This window comes from Bradyrhizobium sp. LB13.1 (genome assembly GCF_054056815.1).
On record NZ_JBSRYQ010000001.1, the window covers coordinates 6,079,286 to 6,100,265 of the forward strand.

Below are 20,980 nucleotides of genomic sequence, written 5' to 3' on the forward strand. Positions count from 1 at the left end.
GAAATCATGCCCGAGCGCACCATCAAGTCCGAGCCCTATGCCTGGCCCTATAACGGGGATCTCCGCCCCGAGAACACCGCGCTCATGATCATCGACATGCAGACCGATTTCTGCGGCATCGGCGGTTATGTCGACAAGATGGGCTATGATCTCTCACTGACGCGGGCGCCGATCGAGCCGATTAAGAAGCTGCTCGCGGCGATGCGTGCCCAAGGCTTTCACATCATCCATACCCGCGAAGGCCATCGTCCCGATCTCTCCGATCTTCCCGCCAACAAGCGCTGGCGCTCGCGCCAGATCGGCGCCGGCATCGGCGATCCCGGCCCGTGCGGCCGCATCCTGATACGCGGTGAGCCCGGCTGGGACATCATCCCGGAGCTCGCGCCCCTCCCCGGAGAACCCATCATCGACAAGCCCGGCAAGGGCTCGTTCTGCGCCACCGACCTGGAGCTGATCCTGCGCGTGCGCGGCATCGAGAATATCGTGCTGACAGGGATTACCACCGACGTCTGCGTTCACACCACCATGCGCGAGGCCAACGACCGCGGCTTCGAATGCGTGCTGCTGCACGATTGCTGCGGTGCGACCGACAGGAGCAACCACGAGCACGCGCTGAAGATGATCAAGATGCAGGGCGGCGTGTTTGGCGCGGTCTCGACGTCAGGCGCCTTCATCGGGGCGATTTCGTGATCATCGGCGAAACACCACCGCCGTCAGGCGCCTTCGGTGTCGACGCGATCGCCATGACCATGCGCTTCGGTGATTTCCTGGCGCTGGACAATGTCGCACTGAAGGTGCGGCCGGGTTCGTTCCATGCGCTGCTGGGCGAGAACGGCGCCGGCAAGTCGACCCTGGTCAAATGCATCATGGGTTACTATCACGCCACCGAGGGCGACATTCTCGTCGGCGGGCGCGAGCAGGCGATCGGCAATCCGAAGGACGCCCACGCGCTCGGCCTCGGCATGGTCTACCAGCATTTTACGCTGGTGCCGGCGATGACGGTCGCCGAAAATCTGGTGCTGGCGCGCGACGACGTACCGGCCGTGGTGAACTGGCCGAAGGAAATGAAGGAGCTCGAGGCCTTTCTGGCCCGCATGCCGTTCAAGGTACCGCTCGGCGCAAAAGTCTCCGCCATCTCGGCCGGCGAACGCCAAAAATGCGAGATCCTCAAGCAGCTCTACCTGAAGCGCCGCTTCCTGATCCTGGACGAGCCGACCTCAGTGCTGACGCCCGCGGAGGCCGATGAAGTGCTCGGCATGCTTCGCGACATGGTCGTCAAGGGCGAGCTGACCATCCTGATGATCACGCACAAGTTCCGCGAGGTCATGGCCTTCGCCGACCACGTCACGATCCTGCGCCGCGGCAAGCTCGCCGGAGCGGGCAAGGTTTCCGAGCTGACGCCGGACGCGATGGCGCGCACCATGATCGGCGCCGAGGAGCTGACGATACAGCCGCCGCGCACCGGTGAGGCCGGCAATGCGAGGCTGGAGCTGGCGGAGCTGCGCGCGCTCGACGACGCCGGCGCCATCGCTGTGCACGACGTCTCGCTCACGGTCCGTGCCGGCGAGATCGTCGGCATCGCCGGCGTCTCCGGCAACGGCCAGCGCCAGCTGGTCGAGTTGCTGGCCGGGCAGCGCGAAGCCGAGAGTGGCGAGATCCGCGTCGCCGGCGATCCCTATCGCGCCAGCCGCGAGGAGATGCGCCGCCACAAGATGTCGCTCCTCCCGGAGGAGCCGCTGAAGAACGCCTGCGTCGGCGGCATGAGCGTCGCCGACAACATCGCTTTTCGCGAGTTCGACCGCGCGCCGTTCGCCAGCGGCGGCTGGTGGCTTAACCGCGGCGCCTTTCGCGACGACGCCAGGAAGAAGATAGCCCAGTACAAGATCAAGACCCGCACGCCGGAGACGCCGATCTCGGCGCTGTCGGGCGGCAACGTCCAGCGCGCCGTGCTGGCCCGCGAGCTCGGCAGCAAGGTCGAAGTACTGATAGCGGCCAATCCCTGTTTCGGGCTCGACTTCGCCGCGGTGGCGCAGATCCATGCCGAGATCATGGCCGCGCGCAATCGCGGCGCCGCTGTGCTGCTGGTCAGCGAGGATCTCGACGAACTGCTGGAACTCTCCGACCGGCTGGTGGTGATGTTCCACGGCGAATTCGTGTATGAAGCACGGACCAGCGAGGCCGATCTCACCGTAGTCGGCCGACACATGGCGGGGCATTGACCAGGGAAGAGCGATGAGCGGCGCATCCGAGCGCGACGAACACTTCCTCCGCCTTTCGTTTGCGGTCGCCCGCCGTTCCCTCACCCATGGCAACCATCCCTTCGGTTGCATCGTCGTCGATGCCGACGGCAAGGTGCTGATCGAGACCGAGAACGGCTACATGCCGAATCACGATGGCACCGCGCATGCCGAGCGTCTCGCGGCGACGCAGGCCTGCCGTACGCTCGGCCGCGAGGTGCTGGCGAAGGCCACGCTCTACTCCTCCGCAGAGCCCTGTGCGATGTGCGCCGGCGCGATCTACTGGGTCGGCATCAGCCGTGTGGTCTACGGCCTCAGCGAGCACCGCCTGCGCGGCATCACCGGCGACCATCCAGAGAACCCGACACTCGACCTGCCCTGCCGCGAGGTCTTTGCCAGCGGGCAACGGCCGACGGAGGTTGTGGGGCCACTGCTCGAAGACGAGGCCGAAGCGCTGCACGACGGCGTGTGGAAGTAGCAAACAAGAGTTCAACTCCGTTGGGTAGGTTACCGCCAGCGGACTGCGCTTCGCGCAGCCACGTGCTCATCTACCTACTTTCCTTATCCACAAACGAAGATGACGCCGCGGAGGTTTGACGCGGCGTCATCGTCGTTCAGCCGAAGAGTGTCAGGTGGCTAGAACTTCACAGTGACACCGGAGTAGAGCGAGGACTCGGTGCAGGACCCGGTGCTCACCTTTGCCCCACCGGCCAGGGTGGTGCAGGCCACGGCGTTGTTGTGATCGAGGCCAAACTTGTTCTGCCAGTAGCGGTAGGCGACCCAGACGTCCACGAAGTGCGAATACTTCTCACCCCAGACCGCCTTCGAGGCATCGAGGGTCAGGCGGATCGGCTCGGAGTTGAACTCGACCTTGGTGGGATAGACGCCGTTGGCGACGCTGGCGGGAAGCGGCTCGGTGTCTGTTCCCTTCTTGCCGTACCAGCCGGCGCGGCCGCTGATCGAGAAATACTGCATGTTCGGCGGCAGGAAGCCGAGGTCCATATAATAATTGGTCTCGATCGCCCAGGTTGGCTTGAACGACGTGTTGCCGTCGGCAATACACGGCGCGGACCAACCGGCGCCGCACTGCGAGAAGGAGTTGTGGTTGGCAAACTCCCAGTACACCAGCGGCGCTACGTTGAAATAGCCCTTGTAGGGAAGGTCGAAGGCGAACTGCAGACCGGCGACGACGTCGCGCTTGGCGGCGCCGAAATACCGGTTCTCCGTGTTGGCATCCATGCCAACCTCGAACGAGATGTTGTGCAGCGGTCCCTGCGTGAAGGCCTTGGTGTTGAAGATCTCGTTCCAACCGAAGGTCGAGCGGAAAAGGCCATAGATTTCTGTCGCGCCGGCACAGCTCGCCGGCGTCGCTGCGAAGCCCGCAGCCGGCGAAACGATCACGCCTGTGGCGGTGCAGGGGGCCGCCGGATCGTTGTGATCCGACTTGAACATCGAGATGGTGAAGAAGTTGGTGCCGTAAGCCCAGGCATCGAAATGGGTGAAGGAGTAGACCTGCTTCGTCGTCTTGGCGTTGATCACGCCGTTGGTGTTGGTGAACGCACCGGGCTGCGAGGCGTTGAAAATGTAGGAGAAGGTGACGCGGTCGTCGATCACCAGGAAGAATGGGAGGTCCGCCGCCTTCTTGGCAGCCTTGACCGGCAGATCCGCTGCCTGAGCCAGGCCACCGGTGGCGAGCGTGGCAAGTGACAGCGCCCCTGCTGCAATTGCCTTGAAACGAAATGACATCCTGAATACCCCCAAATTTTGGACACGTAAAAATGAGCGTCCCTTGGTGCGACACTTGCGCCGATCTCCCGGAGTGAGAAGCCTCAACTTGTTTCAAGGCATGCCGCTTGTTTGCACAGGAGGCTGCGTTTCACCGGCGGATTTGGAGGACCAATCTCACCGCCACGCGGTCAGGCGAGAGCGGCCATTGCCGGAAATTCCCATTTGATTTCACTCGCCTTTCATGTCGAGCGGACAAGGCAGACACGATGGCCGGGAGCTACTGTCGCGGTGTTCGCAAATGCATACGCGTGATGGCGCGTCTCTGCTCAAGTTCACGTCAAGCCTGCATAGCGGGTTCCGATTTGGTTTGATCCGTCACAAATTTGCAACAGGCGTCACACGCGAGCCGGCACTGCAAAGGCGGTTCGGGAAGCATTTGAGGTCGATCGCCGCCCGGCGAAAGCAGCGGCTCGCCGACACCACCTGCCTGCCGAAGCGTTGAGCAAGGGATGACGCTTTTTCACACCTTACGCGACGGTTCAAACTAGCCCACTATTGAGGCACTTCACCCCGTGCAAGCGCATCAGCGAATGTTGGATCCAACGACTAACGGCCTGCATTCCGGCGAAACCCCGCTCCTCAGGACGATCGGGCTTACCAAGCGCTATGGGGATTTCCTCGCCAACGATGCCATCGACATCGATATCTGGCCGAAAGAGATCCACGCGCTGCTGGGCGAGAACGGCGCCGGCAAGTCGACGCTGGTCAAGGCGATCTACGGGCTGATCCAGCCCAGCGCCGGCGATATTTTCTGGAACGGCAAGCCGGTCGCGCTGACCGGTCCCTCGGAAGCTCGCAGTCGCGGCATCGGCATGGTGTTCCAGCATTTCTCGCTGTTCGACAATCTCACCGTCGCCGAGAACGTCGCGCTCGGCCTCGATGGGAGAGAGTCTTTCAAGGACATCTCGGCACGGCTTGAGCAGGTGTCGAAGACTTATGGTCTGCCGCTCGATCCCAAACGCGAGGTCTGGCAATTGTCGGTCGGCGAACGCCAGCGCATCGAGATTGTCCGCGCGCTGATGCAGGATCCGCAATTCCTGATCCTGGACGAACCCACCGCGGTGCTGACCCCGCAGGAAGCCGACCAGCTCTTCATCGTGCTGGAGCGGCTCAAGGCCGAAGGCCGCGCCATCCTCTACATCAGCCACAAGCTCGAAGAGGTGAAGCGCCTGTGCGACACCGCGACGATCCTGCGCGGCGGCAAGAAGGTCGAGACGTGCAATCCCAGGCTTGAGACCGCCGCTTCGCTCGCGCGCATGATGGTCGGCGGCGAGGTCAAGCAAGTGAAAGCGGCCGCCGGCCGGCAGACCACTGTGCCGCGCCTCGTCGTCAACGACCTCACGCTCGCCCCTGGCGAGGCGCATGGCGTGCGGCTCGAGCATATCTCGTTCGAGCTGAAGGGTGGCGAAATCCTCGGCATTGCCGGAGTCGCGGGCAACGGCCAGGACGAATTGTTCGCTGCACTGTCCGGCGAGCGCTTGTCGAGGGACCCCGGCACGATCGTGATCGAAGGCCTTGCTGCCGGCCACCTCTCGATCACGCAGCGCCGCAAGCTCGGCGCTGCTTTCGTTCCCGAAGAGCGGCTCGGCCACGGCACTGCGCCGCGCATGAAGCTTTCGGAGAACGCGCTGCTCACCGGGCACGCCGCCAGCGGTATGGTCCATCACGGCTTCATCGACACCGCCGCGACGCTGAAGACGGTTGATCGCACGACCGAGACGTTCGACGTCCGCAAGGCCAAGCGCGATCCGGAAGCCGCGAGCCTCTCCGGCGGCAATCTGCAAAAGTTCATCGTGGGACGCGAGATCCTGCGCAACCCCGCGGTGCTGGTGGTGAGCCAGCCGACCTGGGGCGTCGACGCGGGCGCTGCCGCCGTCATTCGCCAGGCGCTGCTTGATCTTGCAACCGCCGGTGCCGCCGTGCTCGTCACCAGTCAGGACCTCGACGAGCTCGCGGAAATCGCCGACCGCATTGCCGTGATGTTCCACGGCCATCTGACCGCCCCGCTCGCCATCAGCGAGGCGACCCGCGAAAAACTCGGGCTGTTGATGGGCGGCAGCACGCTGGAGCCAAAGGAGGCCGTGCATGCAGTTGGTGCTTGAGAAGCGCGCGGAACGCTCCAACACGATCGCACTGATCTCTCCGCTGATCGCGATCGGCCTCACGATCGTGACGATGGTCATCCTGTTCGCGATTCTCGGCAAGAATCCGCTGCTCGCCCTGCACGCCTATTTCATCGCGCCTTTGACCGACAGCTATTCGCTCCAGGAAATCGCGGTGAAGGCGACGCCGCTGGTGATGATCGCGATCGGGCTGTCGCTCTGCTATCTCGCCAACGCCTGGAACATCGGCGCCGAAGGGCAGTTCCTGATCGGCGCAGTCGCCGGAAGCTGGATTGCGGTGAAGACGCAAGGCACCGACGCCGGCGTCTGGGTGCTGCCGGTCATGCTTGTGCTCGCCGCCGCAGCGGGCGCGCTCTACGCGCTGATCCCGGCGATCTGCAAGGTGAAGTTCGGCGCCAGCGAAATCCTGACCAGCCTGATGCTGGTCTATGTCGCCGACCTCTTCCTCGACTATCTCGTGCGCGGGCCATGGCGCGATCCGCACGGTTTCAACTTCCCGACTACGGCCGAGTTCGATCCGGTCGCAACGGTGCCGCTGCTGATCGAAGGCGGCCGGCTGCATCTCGGCTCCATCGCCGCGCTGTTGGTCGTCGCGGCGGCGGCCGTATTGCTCGGACGCACCATCAAGGGATTTGAGATTCGCGTGGTCGGTGCAGCGCCCCGCGCCGCGCGGTTCGGCGGCTTCAATTCCAATCAGTTGGTCATCCTGACCTTCGCGGTCTCCGGCGCGCTCGCGGGCCTCGCCGGTATCATCGAGGTCGCAGGACCGGTCGGGCATCTCCAGCCCGGCATCTCGCCGGGCTACGGTTTTACCGCGATCATCGTTGCCTTCCTCGGTCGATTGAACCCGCTTGGAATATTAATTGCAGGCCTTTTTCTCGCGTTGACCTTTATCGGCGGCGAGCAGGCGCAGATCACAATGAAGATTCCCTTGGACGTCACCAAGGTTTTCCAGGGCATCCTGCTGTTCTACGTGCTCGCCTGCGATTCCCTCATTCTATACCGCTTCAAGCTGGTGTTCCCGAACCGACAGGTGGCTCGTGGAGCTGGTTGAAGCCATTATCCTCGCGGTGCTCGCCGCCTCGACGCCGCTCTTGATCGCGGCGACCGGCGAGCTCGTGACTGAACGATCCGGCGTGCTCAATCTCGGGGTCGAGGGCATGATGATCGTCGGCGCCGCCTGCGGCTTTGCCCGGCGCCTGGCTGACCGGTTCGATCTTTATTGGCGCGCTGTTCGGCATCGTCGCCGGCACATTGATGTCGCTGGTGTTCGCGCTGATGGCGCTCGGGCTTGCGGTCAACCAGGTTGCGACGGGTCTCGCACTGACCATCCTCGGCGTCGGCCTGTCCGGCCTGATCGGCGCTGGCTTCGTCGGCGAGCGCATCACGCCGGCAGTGCATCTCTACATCCCCGGTTTGACCGACATCCCGCTGATCGGTCGCGTGCTGTTCGGCGAGGACGCCTTCATCTATTTCTCGCTGGCGCTGGTCGTCGGCGTCTGGTGGTTCCTGTACCGCACGCGACCGGGCTTGATCCTGCGCGCCTGCGGCGACAACCACGTCTCCGCGCATGCGCTCGGCTATCCCGTGCTGCGCATCCGCACCTTCGCCGTGATGTTCGGTGGCGCCTGCGCCGGACTTGCCGGGGCTTATCTGCCGCTCGCCTATACGCCCTTCTTCATTCCGGGCATGACTGCAGGCCGCGGCTGGATCGCGCTGGCGCTGGTGGTGTTCTCGTCCTGGCGGCCCGGCCGACTCGTGGTCGGCGCCTACCTGTTCGGCGCGGTGACGATCCTGCAACTGCACGCGCAGGGTTGGGGCGTCGGCATTCCCTCGCAGTTCATGTCGGCGCTGCCTTACCTTGCGACCGTCATCGTGCTGGTCCTGCTCTCCCGCGCGCGCACCGGCGGATCGACCGCGCCGGCCGCACTCGGCACCGTGTTCGTGCCTGACCGCTAGCGTTTCATTTCTGCCGCGTGCGCGATGGGGCGCGCACGTTGCGGATCGTGGCTTTCCCCAGATGTTTGGAGATTGATGATGAGGAAATCACTTCTTGCGCTGGCTGCCGCGCTTTTGCTCGCCGGAAGCGTCAGCGCAGCCTCCGCCGCCGACAAGCTGAAGGTCGGCTTCATCTATTTGGGTCCGATCGGAGACCTCGGCTGGACCTATCAGCATGAGCTGGCACGCCAGGCGCTGGTGAAGGAGCTCGGCGACAAGATTGAGACCACCTATCTGGAAAACGTGCCTGAAGGTCCCGACGCCGAGCGGGCCATCGAGCAGCTCGTCCGCGCCGGCAACAAGCTGATCTTCACGACGTCGTTCGGCTATATGGATCCGACGCTGAAGGTCGCGAAGAAATACCCGAACGTGCATTTCGAGCACTCTACCGGCTACAAGCGCAATCCGAACATGTCGACCTACTCGGCCAAATGGTACCAGGGCCGCTACATCCAGGGCCTGATCGCGGCCAAAATGTCGAAGTCCGGCGTGCTCGGCTATATCGGCTCGTTCCCGATTCCGGAGGTCGTCTCTGGCATCAATGCGACGATCCTGGCGGCGCAGACCATCAACCCGAACATCAAGGTGAAGATCATCTGGGCCAACACCTGGTTCGATCCGGGCAAGGAGGCCGACGCTGCCAAGGCGCTGATCGACCAGGGCGCTGACGTCATCATGCAGCACACGGATTCGCCGGGCGGCGATGCAGATCGCCAGCGAACGCGGCAAGCTCGCCTTCGGCCAGGATTCCGAGATGATCAAGTTCGGGCCGAAGACCCAGCTGACCTCGATCCTCGACACCTGGGGTCCCTACTACATCGCCCGCGTCAAGGCGGAACTCGACGGCACCTGGAAATCCGAGGACACCTGGGGCGGCCTCGACAGCCACATGTTCGCGATGGCGCCCTACACCAACATGCCCGACGACGTGAAGAAGATCGCCGAGGATGCCCAGGCCGCGATCACCGCGGGCAAGCTGCATCCGTTCAAATGCCCGGTCGTTGGGCAGGACGGCAAGCCGGTCGAGTGCAAGGGCGGCGCAAATCTCGACGACGGCCAGATCCTCGGCATGAATTTCTACGTCAAGGGCATCGACGACAAGCTGCCGGGAAAGTAGCACGCTTCTTGCATCGCCTAAATCACCTGCTCCTCCCGGAGGAGGTTCGGAGGGGGTGGCCAGAAGCACCCGGCACTTGTGGTCGCCCCCTCTTTTTATTTTCGCCGGGATGTTATCCCGCCTGCATAGTCCGCGCCGCCGAACTGTGGCGGCGGATGAGGTCAGGGACGTCCAGCCCCGGGATCGCGCCGTCGATCACGGCCCATTTTCCCGCCACCATCACCCGGTCGGCCCAATGCGCCCCGCACAGCACCAGTGCGGCCAGCGGATCGCCGTGGCCGGAGAAGCGCAATTCGTCGAGCCTGAACAACGCGACATCGGCAGACTTGCCGACCGCGATCTCGCCGAGTTCCGGCCGGCCCACACACGCCGCCGACCCCTTGGTAGCCCAGCGCAGCGCATCCTTGTGGCTGACCTTCGTCACCCCGTAGCGCGCCCGTTGCAGCAGGAAGGCGGTCCGCACCTCCTGCATCAGGTTCGATCCATCGTTCGAGGCCGAGCCGTCGACACCGATGCCGATGCCGACACCGGCCTCCTCCATCTCGCAGACAGGGCAGCAGCCGGAGGCCAGAATCTGGTTGCTGCACGCGCAATGGCTGATGGTCGTCTTTGCCTTGCCGAGCCGCTTCATTTCCTCGGCGTTGAAGAAGATGCCATGGGCGAGCCACGTCCGCGCATTGAGCCAGCCGCATTGCTCGAGATAATCGAGCGGACGGCAACCATACATCTCCTGGCAGAATTTGTTCTCGTCCTCGGTTTCGGCGAGGTGGGTGTGCAGACGCACGTCGAGCTTGTCGGCGAGATCGGCGGTCGCGCGCATCAGGGACGTCGTCACCGAGAAGGGTGAGCACGGTGCGAGCGCGATCTGCACCATCGCATCCGCGCCGCGCTGGTGATGCCTGGCGACCACGCGCGCGCTGTCCGCGAGGATGGTGTCCTCATCCTGCACGACGCTATCGGGCGGCAGGCCGCCGTCGCGCTGCGACAGGTTCATCGAGCCGCGCGTGAGCAGCACCCGCACGCCGAGCCGTCTTGCGACTCCGACTTCGATATCGACGGCGTCTTCGAGTCCCGGCGGAAACACGTAGTGATGATCCGTCGTGGTGGTGCAGCCGGAGAGCAGAAGCTCCGACATCGCCACCGTGACAGCGAGCTCGAGCGCATCCGGCGTCAGCTTCGCCCATACCGGATAGAGCGCCTGGAGCCAGGGAAACAGCTCGCGGTCCATCGCCGCCGGCAGCGCCCGTGTCAGCGTCTGGTAAAAATGGTGATGCGTGTTGATGAGTCCCGGCAGCACGACGTGGTCGCCAGCATCGAACACCGCAACATCCGCGGTTGCGGGTACACCGCCGGCCGGCACGAGTTCGACGATCCGACCGTCCTTCACCACGACCCCGCGCTCGGCCCCGTCGGCCAGGATAGCCAGGGGATCCCTGATCCAGATCGGCTTTGCATCGCTCATGATCCCGCTCCTTCTCACATCCGTAGACGGCGACCCGCCCCATGCGGAAGCCGCACGAACGCCTTCCAGCTAGCTACTTGTTGTTGCGACTTGGCTCCGGTCTTGCAAGACTCTGTTGCATGATTTACGGGGCGGAAGCGTTGGCGCAGCCATGGATTTGAATACCATCACGACAGTGGCCCATCCGCAAACGCGCACCCAGCTGCCGATTTGGAAGGCAGGTGATGCTTGGCTCGCAGGCGGCACCTGGCTGTTCTCGGAGCCGCAGGTCCACCTCACTCGGCTCATCGATCTGGCCGACCTGAAATGGCCGGCACTGACCGTCACCGAGAGCCATCTCGGCATCGCCGCCACGTGCACCGTTGCGCAGCTCGATGGACTCGTCTGCCCACCCGGCTGGTTCGCTGCGGCGCTGATCAACCAGTGCTGCCGCGCCTTCCTTGCATCGTTCAAGATCTGGAAGACTGCAACCGTCGGCGGCAATCTCTGCATGTCGCTTCCGGCGGGACCGATGATCTCGCTCACCGCCGCGCTCGACGGGGTCTGCACCATCTGGAAGGCAGACGGCGGCGAACAGAAGATACAAGTCACCGAATTCGTCACCGGCAACCAGCGCAATCGTCTCGCGACAGGGGACCTGCTCCGGCAGATCGATATCCCGATTGCCGCGTTGAAGCGTCGCACGGCCTTTCGCCAGATCTCGCTGGCGCCGGTCGGCCGCTCGGCGGCGCTTCTGATCGGCAGCCTGGATACCGACGGCACGCTGAAGCTCACGGTCACCGCATCGACGGTACGACCGATCCAGCTGTCCTTTCCCAAGCCGCCCAACGCGAGCGCGCTCCGCGATGCGATCGAGCAACACATCACCGACGAGCTTTACCACACCGACATCCACGGCAAGCCGCTCTGGCGCAAGCACATGACACTACGGCTTGCCGAAGAGATCCGTGACGAACTCCTGGGCGCGGCACCATCATGAGCTTCGAGGTCAACGGCAAACCGTTTTCGCAAGCACCGCGCGCCGGCCAGTGCCTGCGCACGTTCCTGCGCGAGCTCGGCCATTTCGGCGTGAAGAAGGGCTGCGACGCCGGCGATTGCGGCGCGTGCACCGTGCTGCTCGACGGCGAGCCGGTGCATAGCTGCCTGATCCCAGCGTTCCGCGCCGAGGGGCGCGCCGTCACCACGATCGAAGGTCTCGGCGGGGATAGCGGCGCGCATCCGATGCAGCAGGCCTTCCTCGATGCGCAAGGCTTTCAATGCGGCTTCTGCACAGCCGGCATGATCCTGACCTGTGCCTCGCTCAACCAGGCGCAGCGCACCGATCTCGGCGTGGCGCTGAAGGGAAATATCTGCCGCTGCACCGGCTATCGCTCGATCGAGGATGCGCTGCTTGGCAAGTCCAATGTCGATGAGAACGTCGAGGCCGGCGCCGCATTCGGCCGCAATCTGCCGGCGCCAGCTGGCCCTGACGTCGTGCGCGGCAAGGCGCGCTACACGTTCGACATGCAGATTGACGGCCTGCTGCATATCAAGCTGCTCCGTTCACCGCACGCCCACGCGAGGATCGTCGCGATCGACAAATCGGAAGCGCTGAGCATTCCCGGCGTGCACGCGGTGCTGACGCATGAGGACGCGCCCAAGGTCCTGATCTCGACCGCGCGGCACGAGAAGGACTGGATGGATCCCGAGGACACCCGTATCCTCGACGAAATCGTGCGCTTCATCGGCCAGAAGGTCGCCGCCGTCGTCGCAGACAGCGAAGCCGCCGCCGAGGACGCCTGCCGCCGGCTGAAGGTCAGTTACGTGCTTCTGCCTGCGCTGATCGACCCTGAAAAGGCGATGGCGCCGGGTGCACCTGTCATTCATCCTGACCGCACCACCGCGAACCGGATCGCCGACGCCCAGCGCAACCTCGCCGCGGAGACGCATGGCGAATTCGGCGATGTCGCAGCTGCGCTCGCGACGTCCGCCGTCACTTACGAGGCTACCTTCCACAGTCACCGTGTGCAGCATGCCGCATTGGAGACCCATGGCGGCCTGGCCTGGCTCGATGCTTCGGGCGTGCTCAATGTTCGCACCTCGACCCAGGTGCCGTTCCTGACCCGGCGCGCACTGTCCGATATCTTCGAGCTTCCCATCAACAAGGTCCGCGTGTTCTGCGAGCGCGTCGGCGGCGGCTTTGGCGGCAAGCAGGAGATGTTCGTCGAGGACATTCTGGCGCTCGCCGTGCTCAAGACCGGGCGGCCGGTGAAACTGGAGCTCACCCGCGAGGAGCAGTTCATCGCGACCTCGACGCGACATCCGATGCGGGTCCACATCAAGGCCGGTGCGGACGCGGACGGCAGGCTCACCGCGCTCCAGCTCAACGTGCTCTCCAACACCGGCGCCTACGGCAATCATGCCGGCCCCGTGATGTTCCACTCGTTGTCCGAGTCCATCGGCGTCTACAATTGCCCGAACAAGAAGGTCGACGGCTACGCGGTCTACACCAATACGGTGCCGGCAGGCGCGTTCCGCGGTTATGGCTTGCCGCAAACACTGATCGCGACCGAAGCCGCGATCGAGGAACTGGCAAGGCAGCTCGGCATCAACCCCTACGAGATGCGCCGGCGCAACGTCGTCAAGCCCGGCGATCCCATGCTGTCGCCGCCGCCGTCGGAATTCCACGACGTGCTCTATGGCTCCTACGGGCTCGACCAGTGCCTCGATCTCGTCGAGCGCGCGATGCGGGCCGATGGTCCCCGACCGGACCTGTCGCCGGAGTGGCTGATCGGCGACGGCCTCGCGCTGACCATGATCGACACGGCGCCCCCGGCCGGCCATCTCGCGGATGCCATGGTCGCGCTCAACGACGAGGCCGGCTTCGACCTCACGGTCGGCACCGCCGAGTTCGGCAACGGCACCAGCACCGTGCACCGGCAGATCGCGGCGACAACGCTTGCGACCACCGTCGACCGGATTCGCCTGCGCCAGTCCGACACCGCCCATGGTGGCCACGATACCGGCGCCTACGGCAGCGCGGGCATGTTCGTCGCCGGCAAGGCGACGCATGCGGCAGCGATGCAGCTTGCGACCGAGCTGAAGACGGCCGCCGCCGGCGCATGGCTCTGCGACGTCCGGAGCTGTACGCTCGAAAACGAGGCCGTTGTCAGTGGGGTGCGGCGCATGGCCTTTGTGGAATTGGCAAAGCTCGCGCGCGAACGCGGCCAGCCTTTCGCCGGCACCGGCAATTCCAGCGGCACGCCGCGTTCGGTCGGCTTCAACGTGCAGGGCTTTCGCGTCGCCGTGAACAAGGGCACCGGCGAGCTCAAAATTCTCAGGAGCGTGCATGCGGCTGATGCCGGTGTCGTCGCCAATCCCATGCAGTGCCGAGGTCAGGTCGAAGGCGGGGTCGCGCAGGCGCTCGGTGCCGCGCTCTACGAGGAGATGGTGATCGACGCGGACGGCCGCGTCACCAACCCGAAATTCCGCGACTACCACCTGCCCTCCTTTGCCGACGTGCCGCGCACCGAGGTTTTCTTCGCCGAGACATCCGACACGGTCGGACCGTTGGGGGCGAAGTCGATGAGCGAGAGCCCGTACAATCCGGTCGCCGCCGCGCTCGGCAACGCGATTGCCGATGCCACCGGCATCCGCTTCACCGCGCCGCCCTTCAAGCCGGACCGGCTGTTTCCGGCGCTGCGCGACAAGTTCGGTGATTAGCTGCCGCGATAGGTCGAATAGCTCCACGGCGTGACCAATAGCGGCACGTGATAGTGCCCCTCCGGCTCGCTGATCGCGAAGCGCAGCGGGATCTCGTCGAGGAACGGCGGGTCGGCGAGCTGCACGTTGCGCTCGGCGTAATATTTGGCCACGCTGAATCGGAGTTCATAGCGGCCGATCGGCAACGGACGACCGCCGATCAGCGGCTGGGCGGTGCGGCCGTCCGCATTGGTGACGGTGCGCGCGATCACGCGGCTCTCGCCGAGCGCGGAGAGTTCAACGAGCTCCACCGGGATGCCCGGCGCGGGCTTGCCGACGTGATTGTCCAATACATGGGTCGACAGCCGGCCATGGACCCTGAGCTTGTCATCGGCTGCGACGAGTTGATCGAGCCGCAACGCCGAGATACGGCCAATCTCCTCGATCGCACGTCGCGTCTCGGTCTTGGCGATATTGCGCAACCGCGTCTCGAAGTCGGCCAGCACGGAATCCTTGGTGTGACGACGCACGCAGACGATATAGGGAATGCCGAACTTGTCACGATAGGCGTTGTTGACGCGTTCAAACGTAGCGTATTCGGCCTCTGACAGCCGGTCGAGCCCGGCGCTGTTCTGCTCGGCGGTCGATTCCTCCGTGAGCCCCGCCGCGCGCTGGGTCTTGTTGGCGAGGTCCGGATGCGCCCGGATCAGCGCCAATTGCACGTCGGGCTCGGCACTCTGGATCGCCGCCATCAGCGCGGCGTGCAATTGGTTGATGCCGGCGAACGGCCGCTTCGCGGCGAGTTGCCCGGCGATCCACGGCGAATGTTCGACGACGTTGGCAAGCGCGGCAACGAAACCGGCTTCATCGGCCGCATTGAGATCAGACAGCGAGATCTGCGACATCGCCCCCCTCACCCGATCTCAAATGCGTCGGCCGCAAGATGCGCGTGCTTGTCGTGCCAATGCTGTGCGATCTGCAACCGCGTCGGCACCCAGACGCGCTCGTGCCTGCCGATGTAGTCGAGGAAGCGGATCAGCCCCGCGGCGCGGCCGGGTCGGCCGGCGAGTCGACAGTGCAGGCCGACCGACATCATCTTCGGCGCGCTCTCGCCTTCGGCATAGAGTACGTCGAAGGCATCCTTCAGATAGGTGAAGAACTGCTCGCCTTCGGCAAAGCCCTGCGGGTTGATGAACCGCATATCGTTGGCGTCAAGCGTATAGGGAATGACGAGTTGCTTGCCGCTCGCGCCCTTGACCCAATAGGGCAGATCGTCGGCGTAGGAGTCGCAGAGATAGAGGAAGCCGCCCTCCTCCATCAATAGACGGTTGGTGTTGTTCGAGGAGCGCCCGGTGTACCAGCCGAGCGGCCGCGATCCAGTCGCCTCGGTGTGGACGCGGATCGCCTCCGCAATCTCCGCGCGCTCCTGCGCCTCGGTCATGTCCTTGTGCTCGATCCATTTCAGGCTGTGGCTGGCGATGTCCCAGCCCGCCTCCTTCATGGCAGCCACGATTTCCGGATTGCGCTTCAACGCCGTGGCGACACCGAACACGGTGGTCGGCCATTTGCGCTCATTGAACATTCGCCACAGCCGCCAGAAGCCGGCGCGCGAGCCATACTCGAACATCGATTCGATATTGGCGTGGCGCTGGCCGGGCCAAGGCTGCGCGCCGAGCACGTCGGACAAAAACGCTTCCGAGGCGCGATCGCCGTGCAGGATGCTGTTCTCGCCGCCCTCCTCGAAATTGACGACGAACTGCACCGCGACCCGCGCATCACCGGGCCATTGCGGGTGCGGCGGGTTGCGGCCGTAACCGCGGAGATCGCGCGGGTAGCGGGCGTCAGTCACTCAGACTTCCTCGAAGCGGATCGGCAGAGCGCCCTTCCACAGCACGCTCTTGCCGAGCGTTGCCAGATTCTCCAGGCCAGAGGTCAGCGTGATGAAATGATTGCCGGCGAGCTGGCCCATCTTGCTTGCGAAGCTCACGCCGCCATAGGCCATCAGGATCTCGGTCTCGCTGATGCCGCCGGGATAGAGGATGATCTGGCCGGGCGCCGGATAGCTAGTGTGGTTCTCGTAGCCGACCCCGAAATCGAGGTCGCCGAGCGGCATCCACACGCCCTCGCCGCTCCAGCGCACATGGATGATGTGGCTTTCGAACGGCAGCGCCTTGCGGAACACGGCGACAGTTTTGGGCGCCAGCTGCTCCTCGAAACGGGCATCGAAGGTGAAGTCGCCGGCGCGGATAACGAGTTTGCTCATCTCATCTCTCTGGATCGGGGCGGGCCCCCCGGGATACTCTCACGGGGAACTCATGGGCAAAAAGCATTCCATCGAGCTTCGCGCAAGGGGCGAGGCCGCATCACCTACGGTCGTAGGACCAGCCGAAAACGCCGCTCCGCCGCGTCTCCGGCTCCGGCTCCGCGGCAGGCTGCGGCGCCTCCCTCAGTTCCGCCTGCGGTGGCGGGGGCGGCACCGGCAGATTCTCGCATTTCATCGAGTAGACCAGTTTGCCGTCCGCGGTACGCCCGATCGGCACGCAGGGGTCCGGATGCGCCGCCGAGGTTTTTGGGGTCAGCTTGACCTGCGCCACGGCCGGCGAGGCGAACAGGAGAAGGACCAGCAGATATCTCGACATCATTGTCGCCTAAAAACCCAATTGGCCGCATTGAACCGGATTGCTGCGGGCAAGTCCATCGGCGCCGCGAGCACGATTGCCGAATATTTAGCCGGGACCCGGTGCTCACTCTCATGTCCCGGACAAGCTGCAACGCCCCTTAGCGTTGCGGCGCAGAGCCGGGACCCAGAAGCCACGAATTCTCTGCGGCATGGGCCCCGGCTCTGCAGCGCACCGCCGACGAGGCGCTGCGCTGCGTCCGGGGCACGAGAGCGAAGGGTGGTGCACACTCTCTCAAGTCGTCTTTGCGAGCGCAGCGAAGCAATCCAGAATCCCTCCGCGGTAAGACTCTGGATTGCTTCGCTGCGCTCGCAATGACGAAGTATGAGGCGGCAGCGCCACTCTTCCAGCTCGCATCTTGATTGCAGACACGCCTTCGCATCCTCGCGGCGCATTTCGCCCGAGCTTTGCTGGTCGATCCACCCTCGTGTCCAAGAGGGCGCAGGGAAGGCCGGGTGCCGGCTGACACCCGCGGTCCGCTGCGCGAAAGTGTAGCGCAAGGAAACCGCACAGCAGCATACAGGTGTAGCCAAATCACTCAGCCTTCCCTGCGCAGTGGCTTTACGGCTTATGCCGTGCTCTCCCGGGAGCCGAGTTCCTGTTGGCCTCCCTCGCCTTCACGAAAGTCGCGGACACCGCGCCGGTTGACGCGAATGCCGCCTCCGCCAAGGCTTGACCGTAGCAACGACGGCCAGGACCACACGGTTTTGCCGTACGCACGGCTCGCTTGTCGCCACCGGTTTCGACGGCGTTGTGCACGTTGCCGCCGACCTGATGACGAGACGAACCTGACAGCGCCGCTCGTCGGCACGAAGCCTCGGGCTCACGGAGAGCAATCCGCCCTGCCCGCACTTTTCGCACCCGACGCTGTCGCGTCCACCGCAAGCCCGGCTCTACGACCATCACGACACGTGGTCGCCCCTCAAGGGTGAGCCGGGATGGGCGACACATACGCCAATTCCGAATTTCGGTAAAGCGGAATATTTTTCCCGGAGAGGATTGACGCACCCGCAACACAGGTCGCGCAATGAGACGCCTCGCGCAGAAGCAACAAGGGGCGATGCAAAACACCGCCCCTTGGCGCGATAGAGATTGCAGCGAGGACAGGCGCCTAATACGGCTGATAATAGCCGCGCGGACCATAGTAGGGACCGCCGCCGTAATATCCCTGGCCGCCGTAGTAAGGACCGGGGCCGTAATTATAGCGGTCCTCGTAGTACTCCTGGCGCCTGCTCTCCGCGATAGCGCCGCCGATCAGTCCTGCCGCCACGCCCATGAAGGCGAGGCCTGCAGCGTTCGGACCTCGTCGATAATAGCGGTGGCGGCGAGCGGCGGCGCTGAAATCGGTGGCAGCCGGAGCGGCCGGGCCCGCGGCAGCGGCCTTGGTGGGCGCGGGCGAGTTGGCAGCCGAAGGCGTGATAGAGGCCGTAATCAGAACAAGACTTGCGAAAGCTGCCAACACAAGGTTGCGGCCGGCTGCAGAAATCATCGGTCCCTTATTCATCTTGACCTTCCTCAGTTCTCGCTCAAAGCGACATAATCAAACGAGACATAATGCGCAAACCACTGAAATGGTTTCCTGATCGCGGCAATCTGTCACGCTTTGAACGATTGTAAACCGACGACCAAATCCAGCTTGAACCATCCAACATGAGCGGATAATGAACAGCCGCGCCGTTTTTTTCGGTCGCCGTAAGCGTTTTACGTGAACCAACGCATCAACCGACGTCGTCGGGATCGATGCCATTTTCAGGTTCACCGTGACTGACCCGTCCTATTCCAAAGAGAAATCAGATGATTGCGGTTCGCAAACTGCCGGCGCGCTATGCGCCGATCGTGATGCCATTCGTGCTGTCCATCCTCATGACAGCCGTGGTGTCGGTCATTTCCACGCTTCGGAGCCTCGGCGCAACGGCGGCGTTCCTCGCGACGTGGCCGGGCGCCTGGGGGCTGTCATGGCTCGTCGCCTTTCCGACGCTGCTGATGGTGCTGCCACTGGTCCGCCGGATCGTGGCTAGCGTCGTCGCGGCTCCCTCCCAACCGGGCCGATAGAAGGCGCGGACGGCGGCGCATGACGCACGCCGTCCCGCTTTCGCGTGTCCTTACGATAGCGCGCCGAGCACGCCGCGCGTCGCCTTGTCGATCTCCTCGACATAGCGGCGTCGGACGAACGTCTCGGTGAGGAAGCCGACCACCTTGCGGCTGTCGGTGGAATCGACCACCGCGAGCATCTCGGCTTCCGCTTCGTCGAACACCGCCATCGCCGACTTCACGTTCATTTCCGGGATCAGCACGATCTCGGTCAGGCGGGCGAGCTCGATCACCTGGATCTCGTCGGCGATGGTGTCGAGGTCGCCGGAGAACAGATCGGGCAGCAGGACGAGCCCGACATATTCGTCCGCATTGTTGACGATGACGATACCCGGACGCGATCCCAGCGGGAATTCGCCGCGGACCGCCGCGATGGTCGTAGTCGACGGCACCTTGCCGACGTCGGAGCGCATCAGCCGCTCGACGGTGAGGTTGCGGAGCCAGCCGACATCGTTGGCGCTGCGGATGGTCTCGCCACGCAGATGCAGGCGCCAGGTCGAGAAGGAGTGTCCGAACATGAAGCGGACGCAGATCGAGGTGACGATGCAGCCGGCGAGCACCACGGCGGTGACGTCGACGTTGCGGGTCATCTCGAGCACGAGGAACGACATGGTCAAGGGACCGCCGACGATGGCGACGCCGAGCGTCGCCATGCCCGTCAGCATCGCGCGACCAGCGGGTCGATCACGAAGTTCGGGCTGATCAGCAACAGCACCGCGGAAAAGAACTTTCCGATCAGGCTGCCGACAAACAGCGAGGCAAAGAACAGCCCACCGCGGAAGCCCGAGGCGAGCGAGATCAGGCAGGCCGTCACCTTCAAGGCGATGATCAGCGCGATCAGGCCGATCGTCATGTCGTGAAAGAGATCGAGCACCATGGCGCCGTGGCCGGCCGCCAGCACCTGCGGTGTGACGATCGCAAAGCCGCCGACGATGAGGCCGCCGATCACCGGGCGCAGCCAGATCGGCATCCATTTGAACAGGCGCTCGAACATCGAGGACGAGCGCATCACGGCGATGCCGACGCCGCTGGTGACGAGTGCAAGCCCGATCAACGCGATATATTGCTCGACGCCGACAGCGCTGACCTTCGGTATTTCGAGCGAGTACGGTGCGCCGCCGAGCCATTGCGCGGTCAAGGCGCCGGCGAGCGAGGCCGCCAGGATCGGGGCGGCGCTGCCGACCGAATAGACGCCGACAATCAGCTCGCAGGCGTAGAAGGCCCCGGTGATCGGTGCACCGAACGCCGCCGCGATCGCAGCGGCAGCGCCGCAGCCGACGATCAGGCGCAGATCGTTGCGGCGCAGATTAAAGAACTTGCCGAACAGCGAGGCGATACCCGAGCCGATCTGGGTATAGCCGGCCTCGAGACCGACGGATGCGCCGCAGCCGTTCGAGATCAGCGTCTGGCTCGACACCACCAGGCTGTCGCGCATCGACAGATTGCCGCCGCGCAGCGCGTTCGCCTCGATCGGGTCGACCGCGTTGGAGATCTTCCACCGCCGCCGCCACCACTCCATGATACCGAGCGCCAGCCCGCCCAGCGCAGGCGCGATCAGCGCGGCCCAGGGGCTGACGCGCGCGTTGGCGGAAAGGCGGACGTCGATGGGAATGCCGTAGATCACCATATGAGCAATCTGCGCAATCTCGGCCATCAGCGTCACGACGGCGCCGGCAAGCGTGCCGATCACGAGGGCGAGCGGGATCAGATAGAATTCGTTGCTGCGCAGCAGCGCCCGCAGCCGAACCATGACGCGGTTCGTCCCCTTGCGATCGGTGAGATGTCTGATCCGAAGGAACACTCTC

15 protein-coding genes and 3 pseudogenes are annotated in these 20,980 nt (G+C 64.3%); 10 read left to right on the top strand and 8 right to left on the bottom strand.

Annotated features, from left to right (window positions below):
- Positions 1 to 6 precede the first annotated feature (6 nt).
- From biuH to ACVWYI_RS29535, 3 genes are read left to right on the top strand one after another with little or no spacing between them, the layout of a single operon-like run.
- Entirely contained in the window at positions 7 to 690 is a 684-nt protein-coding gene (gene biuH / locus ACVWYI_RS29525; RefSeq protein WP_456663897.1) for a biuret amidohydrolase, read from the top strand.
- Positions 687 to 2,219 (top strand): ABC transporter ATP-binding protein, encoded by a 1,533-nt coding sequence (locus ACVWYI_RS29530; protein WP_456663898.1) that lies wholly within the window; start codon positions 687 to 689, stop codon positions 2,217 to 2,219. The genes biuH and ACVWYI_RS29530 overlap by 4 nt, the downstream gene beginning before the upstream one ends.
- A gap of 13 nt (positions 2,220 to 2,232) precedes the next feature.
- Complete coding sequence (locus ACVWYI_RS29535; RefSeq protein WP_456663899.1) at positions 2,233 to 2,715, top strand: nucleoside deaminase; 483 nt, start codon at positions 2,233 to 2,235, stop codon at positions 2,713 to 2,715.
- A gap of 158 nt (positions 2,716 to 2,873) precedes the next feature.
- Here the strand turns inward: ACVWYI_RS29535 and ACVWYI_RS29540 are convergent, their stop codons facing one another.
- The gene (locus ACVWYI_RS29540) at positions 2,874 to 3,983 is read right to left on the bottom strand and encodes a hypothetical protein (protein WP_456663900.1); all 1,110 of its coding nucleotides are present in this window, start codon (positions 3,981 to 3,983) and stop codon (positions 2,874 to 2,876) included.
- Positions 3,984 to 4,555: 572 nt separating this feature from the next.
- On the opposite strand from ACVWYI_RS29540, the gene ACVWYI_RS29545 reads away from it, so the two are divergent.
- From ACVWYI_RS29545 to ACVWYI_RS29560, 4 genes and pseudogenes are all read left to right on the top strand, one after another.
- Positions 4,556 to 6,127, top strand: coding sequence for an ABC transporter ATP-binding protein (locus ACVWYI_RS29545; RefSeq protein ID WP_456663901.1), 1,572 nt, complete (start codon positions 4,556 to 4,558; stop codon positions 6,125 to 6,127).
- On the top strand, positions 6,111 to 7,202 hold the full coding sequence (locus ACVWYI_RS29550) for an ABC transporter permease (RefSeq protein ID WP_456663902.1): 1,092 nt from the start codon (positions 6,111 to 6,113) through the stop codon (positions 7,200 to 7,202). The genes ACVWYI_RS29545 and ACVWYI_RS29550 overlap by 17 nt, the downstream gene beginning before the upstream one ends.
- A pseudogene (locus tag ACVWYI_RS29555) lies at positions 7,189 to 8,107 on the top strand (ABC transporter permease). Before ACVWYI_RS29550 ends, ACVWYI_RS29555 begins: the two are co-directional and overlap by 14 nt.
- Before the next feature lie 78 nt (positions 8,108 to 8,185).
- Positions 8,186 to 9,263: pseudogene (locus tag ACVWYI_RS29560) on the top strand (BMP family ABC transporter substrate-binding protein).
- Positions 9,264 to 9,375: 112 nt separating this feature from the next.
- Here ACVWYI_RS29560 and ACVWYI_RS29565 read toward each other — a convergent pair.
- The gene (locus tag ACVWYI_RS29565) at positions 9,376 to 10,725 is read right to left on the bottom strand and encodes an 8-oxoguanine deaminase (RefSeq protein WP_456663903.1); all 1,350 of its coding nucleotides are present in this window, start codon (positions 10,723 to 10,725) and stop codon (positions 9,376 to 9,378) included.
- A 151-nt stretch (positions 10,726 to 10,876) separates the two neighbouring features.
- Here ACVWYI_RS29565 and ACVWYI_RS29570 point away from each other — a divergent pair, with 151 nt between their 5' ends.
- Positions 10,877 to 11,704: an FAD binding domain-containing protein gene (locus tag ACVWYI_RS29570; RefSeq protein ID WP_456663904.1), complete on the top strand. Its 828-nt coding sequence runs from the start codon at positions 10,877 to 10,879 to the stop codon at positions 11,702 to 11,704.
- Positions 11,701 to 14,427: a molybdopterin-dependent oxidoreductase gene (locus ACVWYI_RS29575; RefSeq protein ID WP_456663905.1), complete on the top strand. Its 2,727-nt coding sequence runs from the start codon at positions 11,701 to 11,703 to the stop codon at positions 14,425 to 14,427. The genes ACVWYI_RS29570 and ACVWYI_RS29575 overlap by 4 nt, the downstream gene beginning before the upstream one ends.
- Here the strand turns inward: ACVWYI_RS29575 and uraD are convergent.
- The 5 genes from uraD to ACVWYI_RS29600 all read right to left on the bottom strand — a co-directional run bounded on the left by uraD (position 14,424) and on the right by ACVWYI_RS29600 (position 18,588).
- Entirely contained in the window at positions 14,424 to 15,311 is an 888-nt protein-coding gene (uraD, locus tag ACVWYI_RS29580; RefSeq protein ID WP_456663906.1) for a 2-oxo-4-hydroxy-4-carboxy-5-ureidoimidazoline decarboxylase, read from the bottom strand. The genes ACVWYI_RS29575 and uraD overlap by 4 nt on opposite strands.
- Positions 15,312 to 15,319: 8 nt before the next feature.
- Positions 15,320 to 16,255: an allantoinase PuuE gene (gene puuE, locus ACVWYI_RS29585; RefSeq protein ID WP_456663907.1), complete on the bottom strand. Its 936-nt coding sequence runs from the start codon at positions 16,253 to 16,255 to the stop codon at positions 15,320 to 15,322.
- Complete coding sequence (locus ACVWYI_RS29590) at positions 16,256 to 16,669, bottom strand: DUF3830 family protein (protein WP_456663908.1); 414 nt, start codon at positions 16,667 to 16,669, stop codon at positions 16,256 to 16,258.
- A gap of 100 nt (positions 16,670 to 16,769) precedes the next feature.
- Positions 16,770 to 17,048: a hypothetical protein gene (locus ACVWYI_RS29595; protein WP_456663909.1), complete on the bottom strand. Its 279-nt coding sequence runs from the start codon at positions 17,046 to 17,048 to the stop codon at positions 16,770 to 16,772.
- Positions 17,049 to 18,195: 1,147 nt separating this feature from the next.
- Complete coding sequence (locus ACVWYI_RS29600) at positions 18,196 to 18,588, bottom strand: hypothetical protein (RefSeq protein WP_354045207.1); 393 nt, start codon at positions 18,586 to 18,588, stop codon at positions 18,196 to 18,198.
- Positions 18,589 to 18,878: 290 nt separating this feature from the next.
- Here ACVWYI_RS29600 and ACVWYI_RS29605 point away from each other — a divergent pair, with 290 nt between their 5' ends.
- Complete coding sequence (locus ACVWYI_RS29605; RefSeq protein ID WP_354106319.1) at positions 18,879 to 19,136, top strand: DUF2798 domain-containing protein; 258 nt, start codon at positions 18,879 to 18,881, stop codon at positions 19,134 to 19,136.
- A 50-nt stretch (positions 19,137 to 19,186) separates the two neighbouring features.
- Here ACVWYI_RS29605 and ACVWYI_RS29610 read toward each other — a convergent pair.
- A pseudogene (locus ACVWYI_RS29610) lies at positions 19,187 to 20,976 on the bottom strand (chloride channel protein).
- Positions 20,977 to 20,980 lie beyond the last annotated feature (4 nt).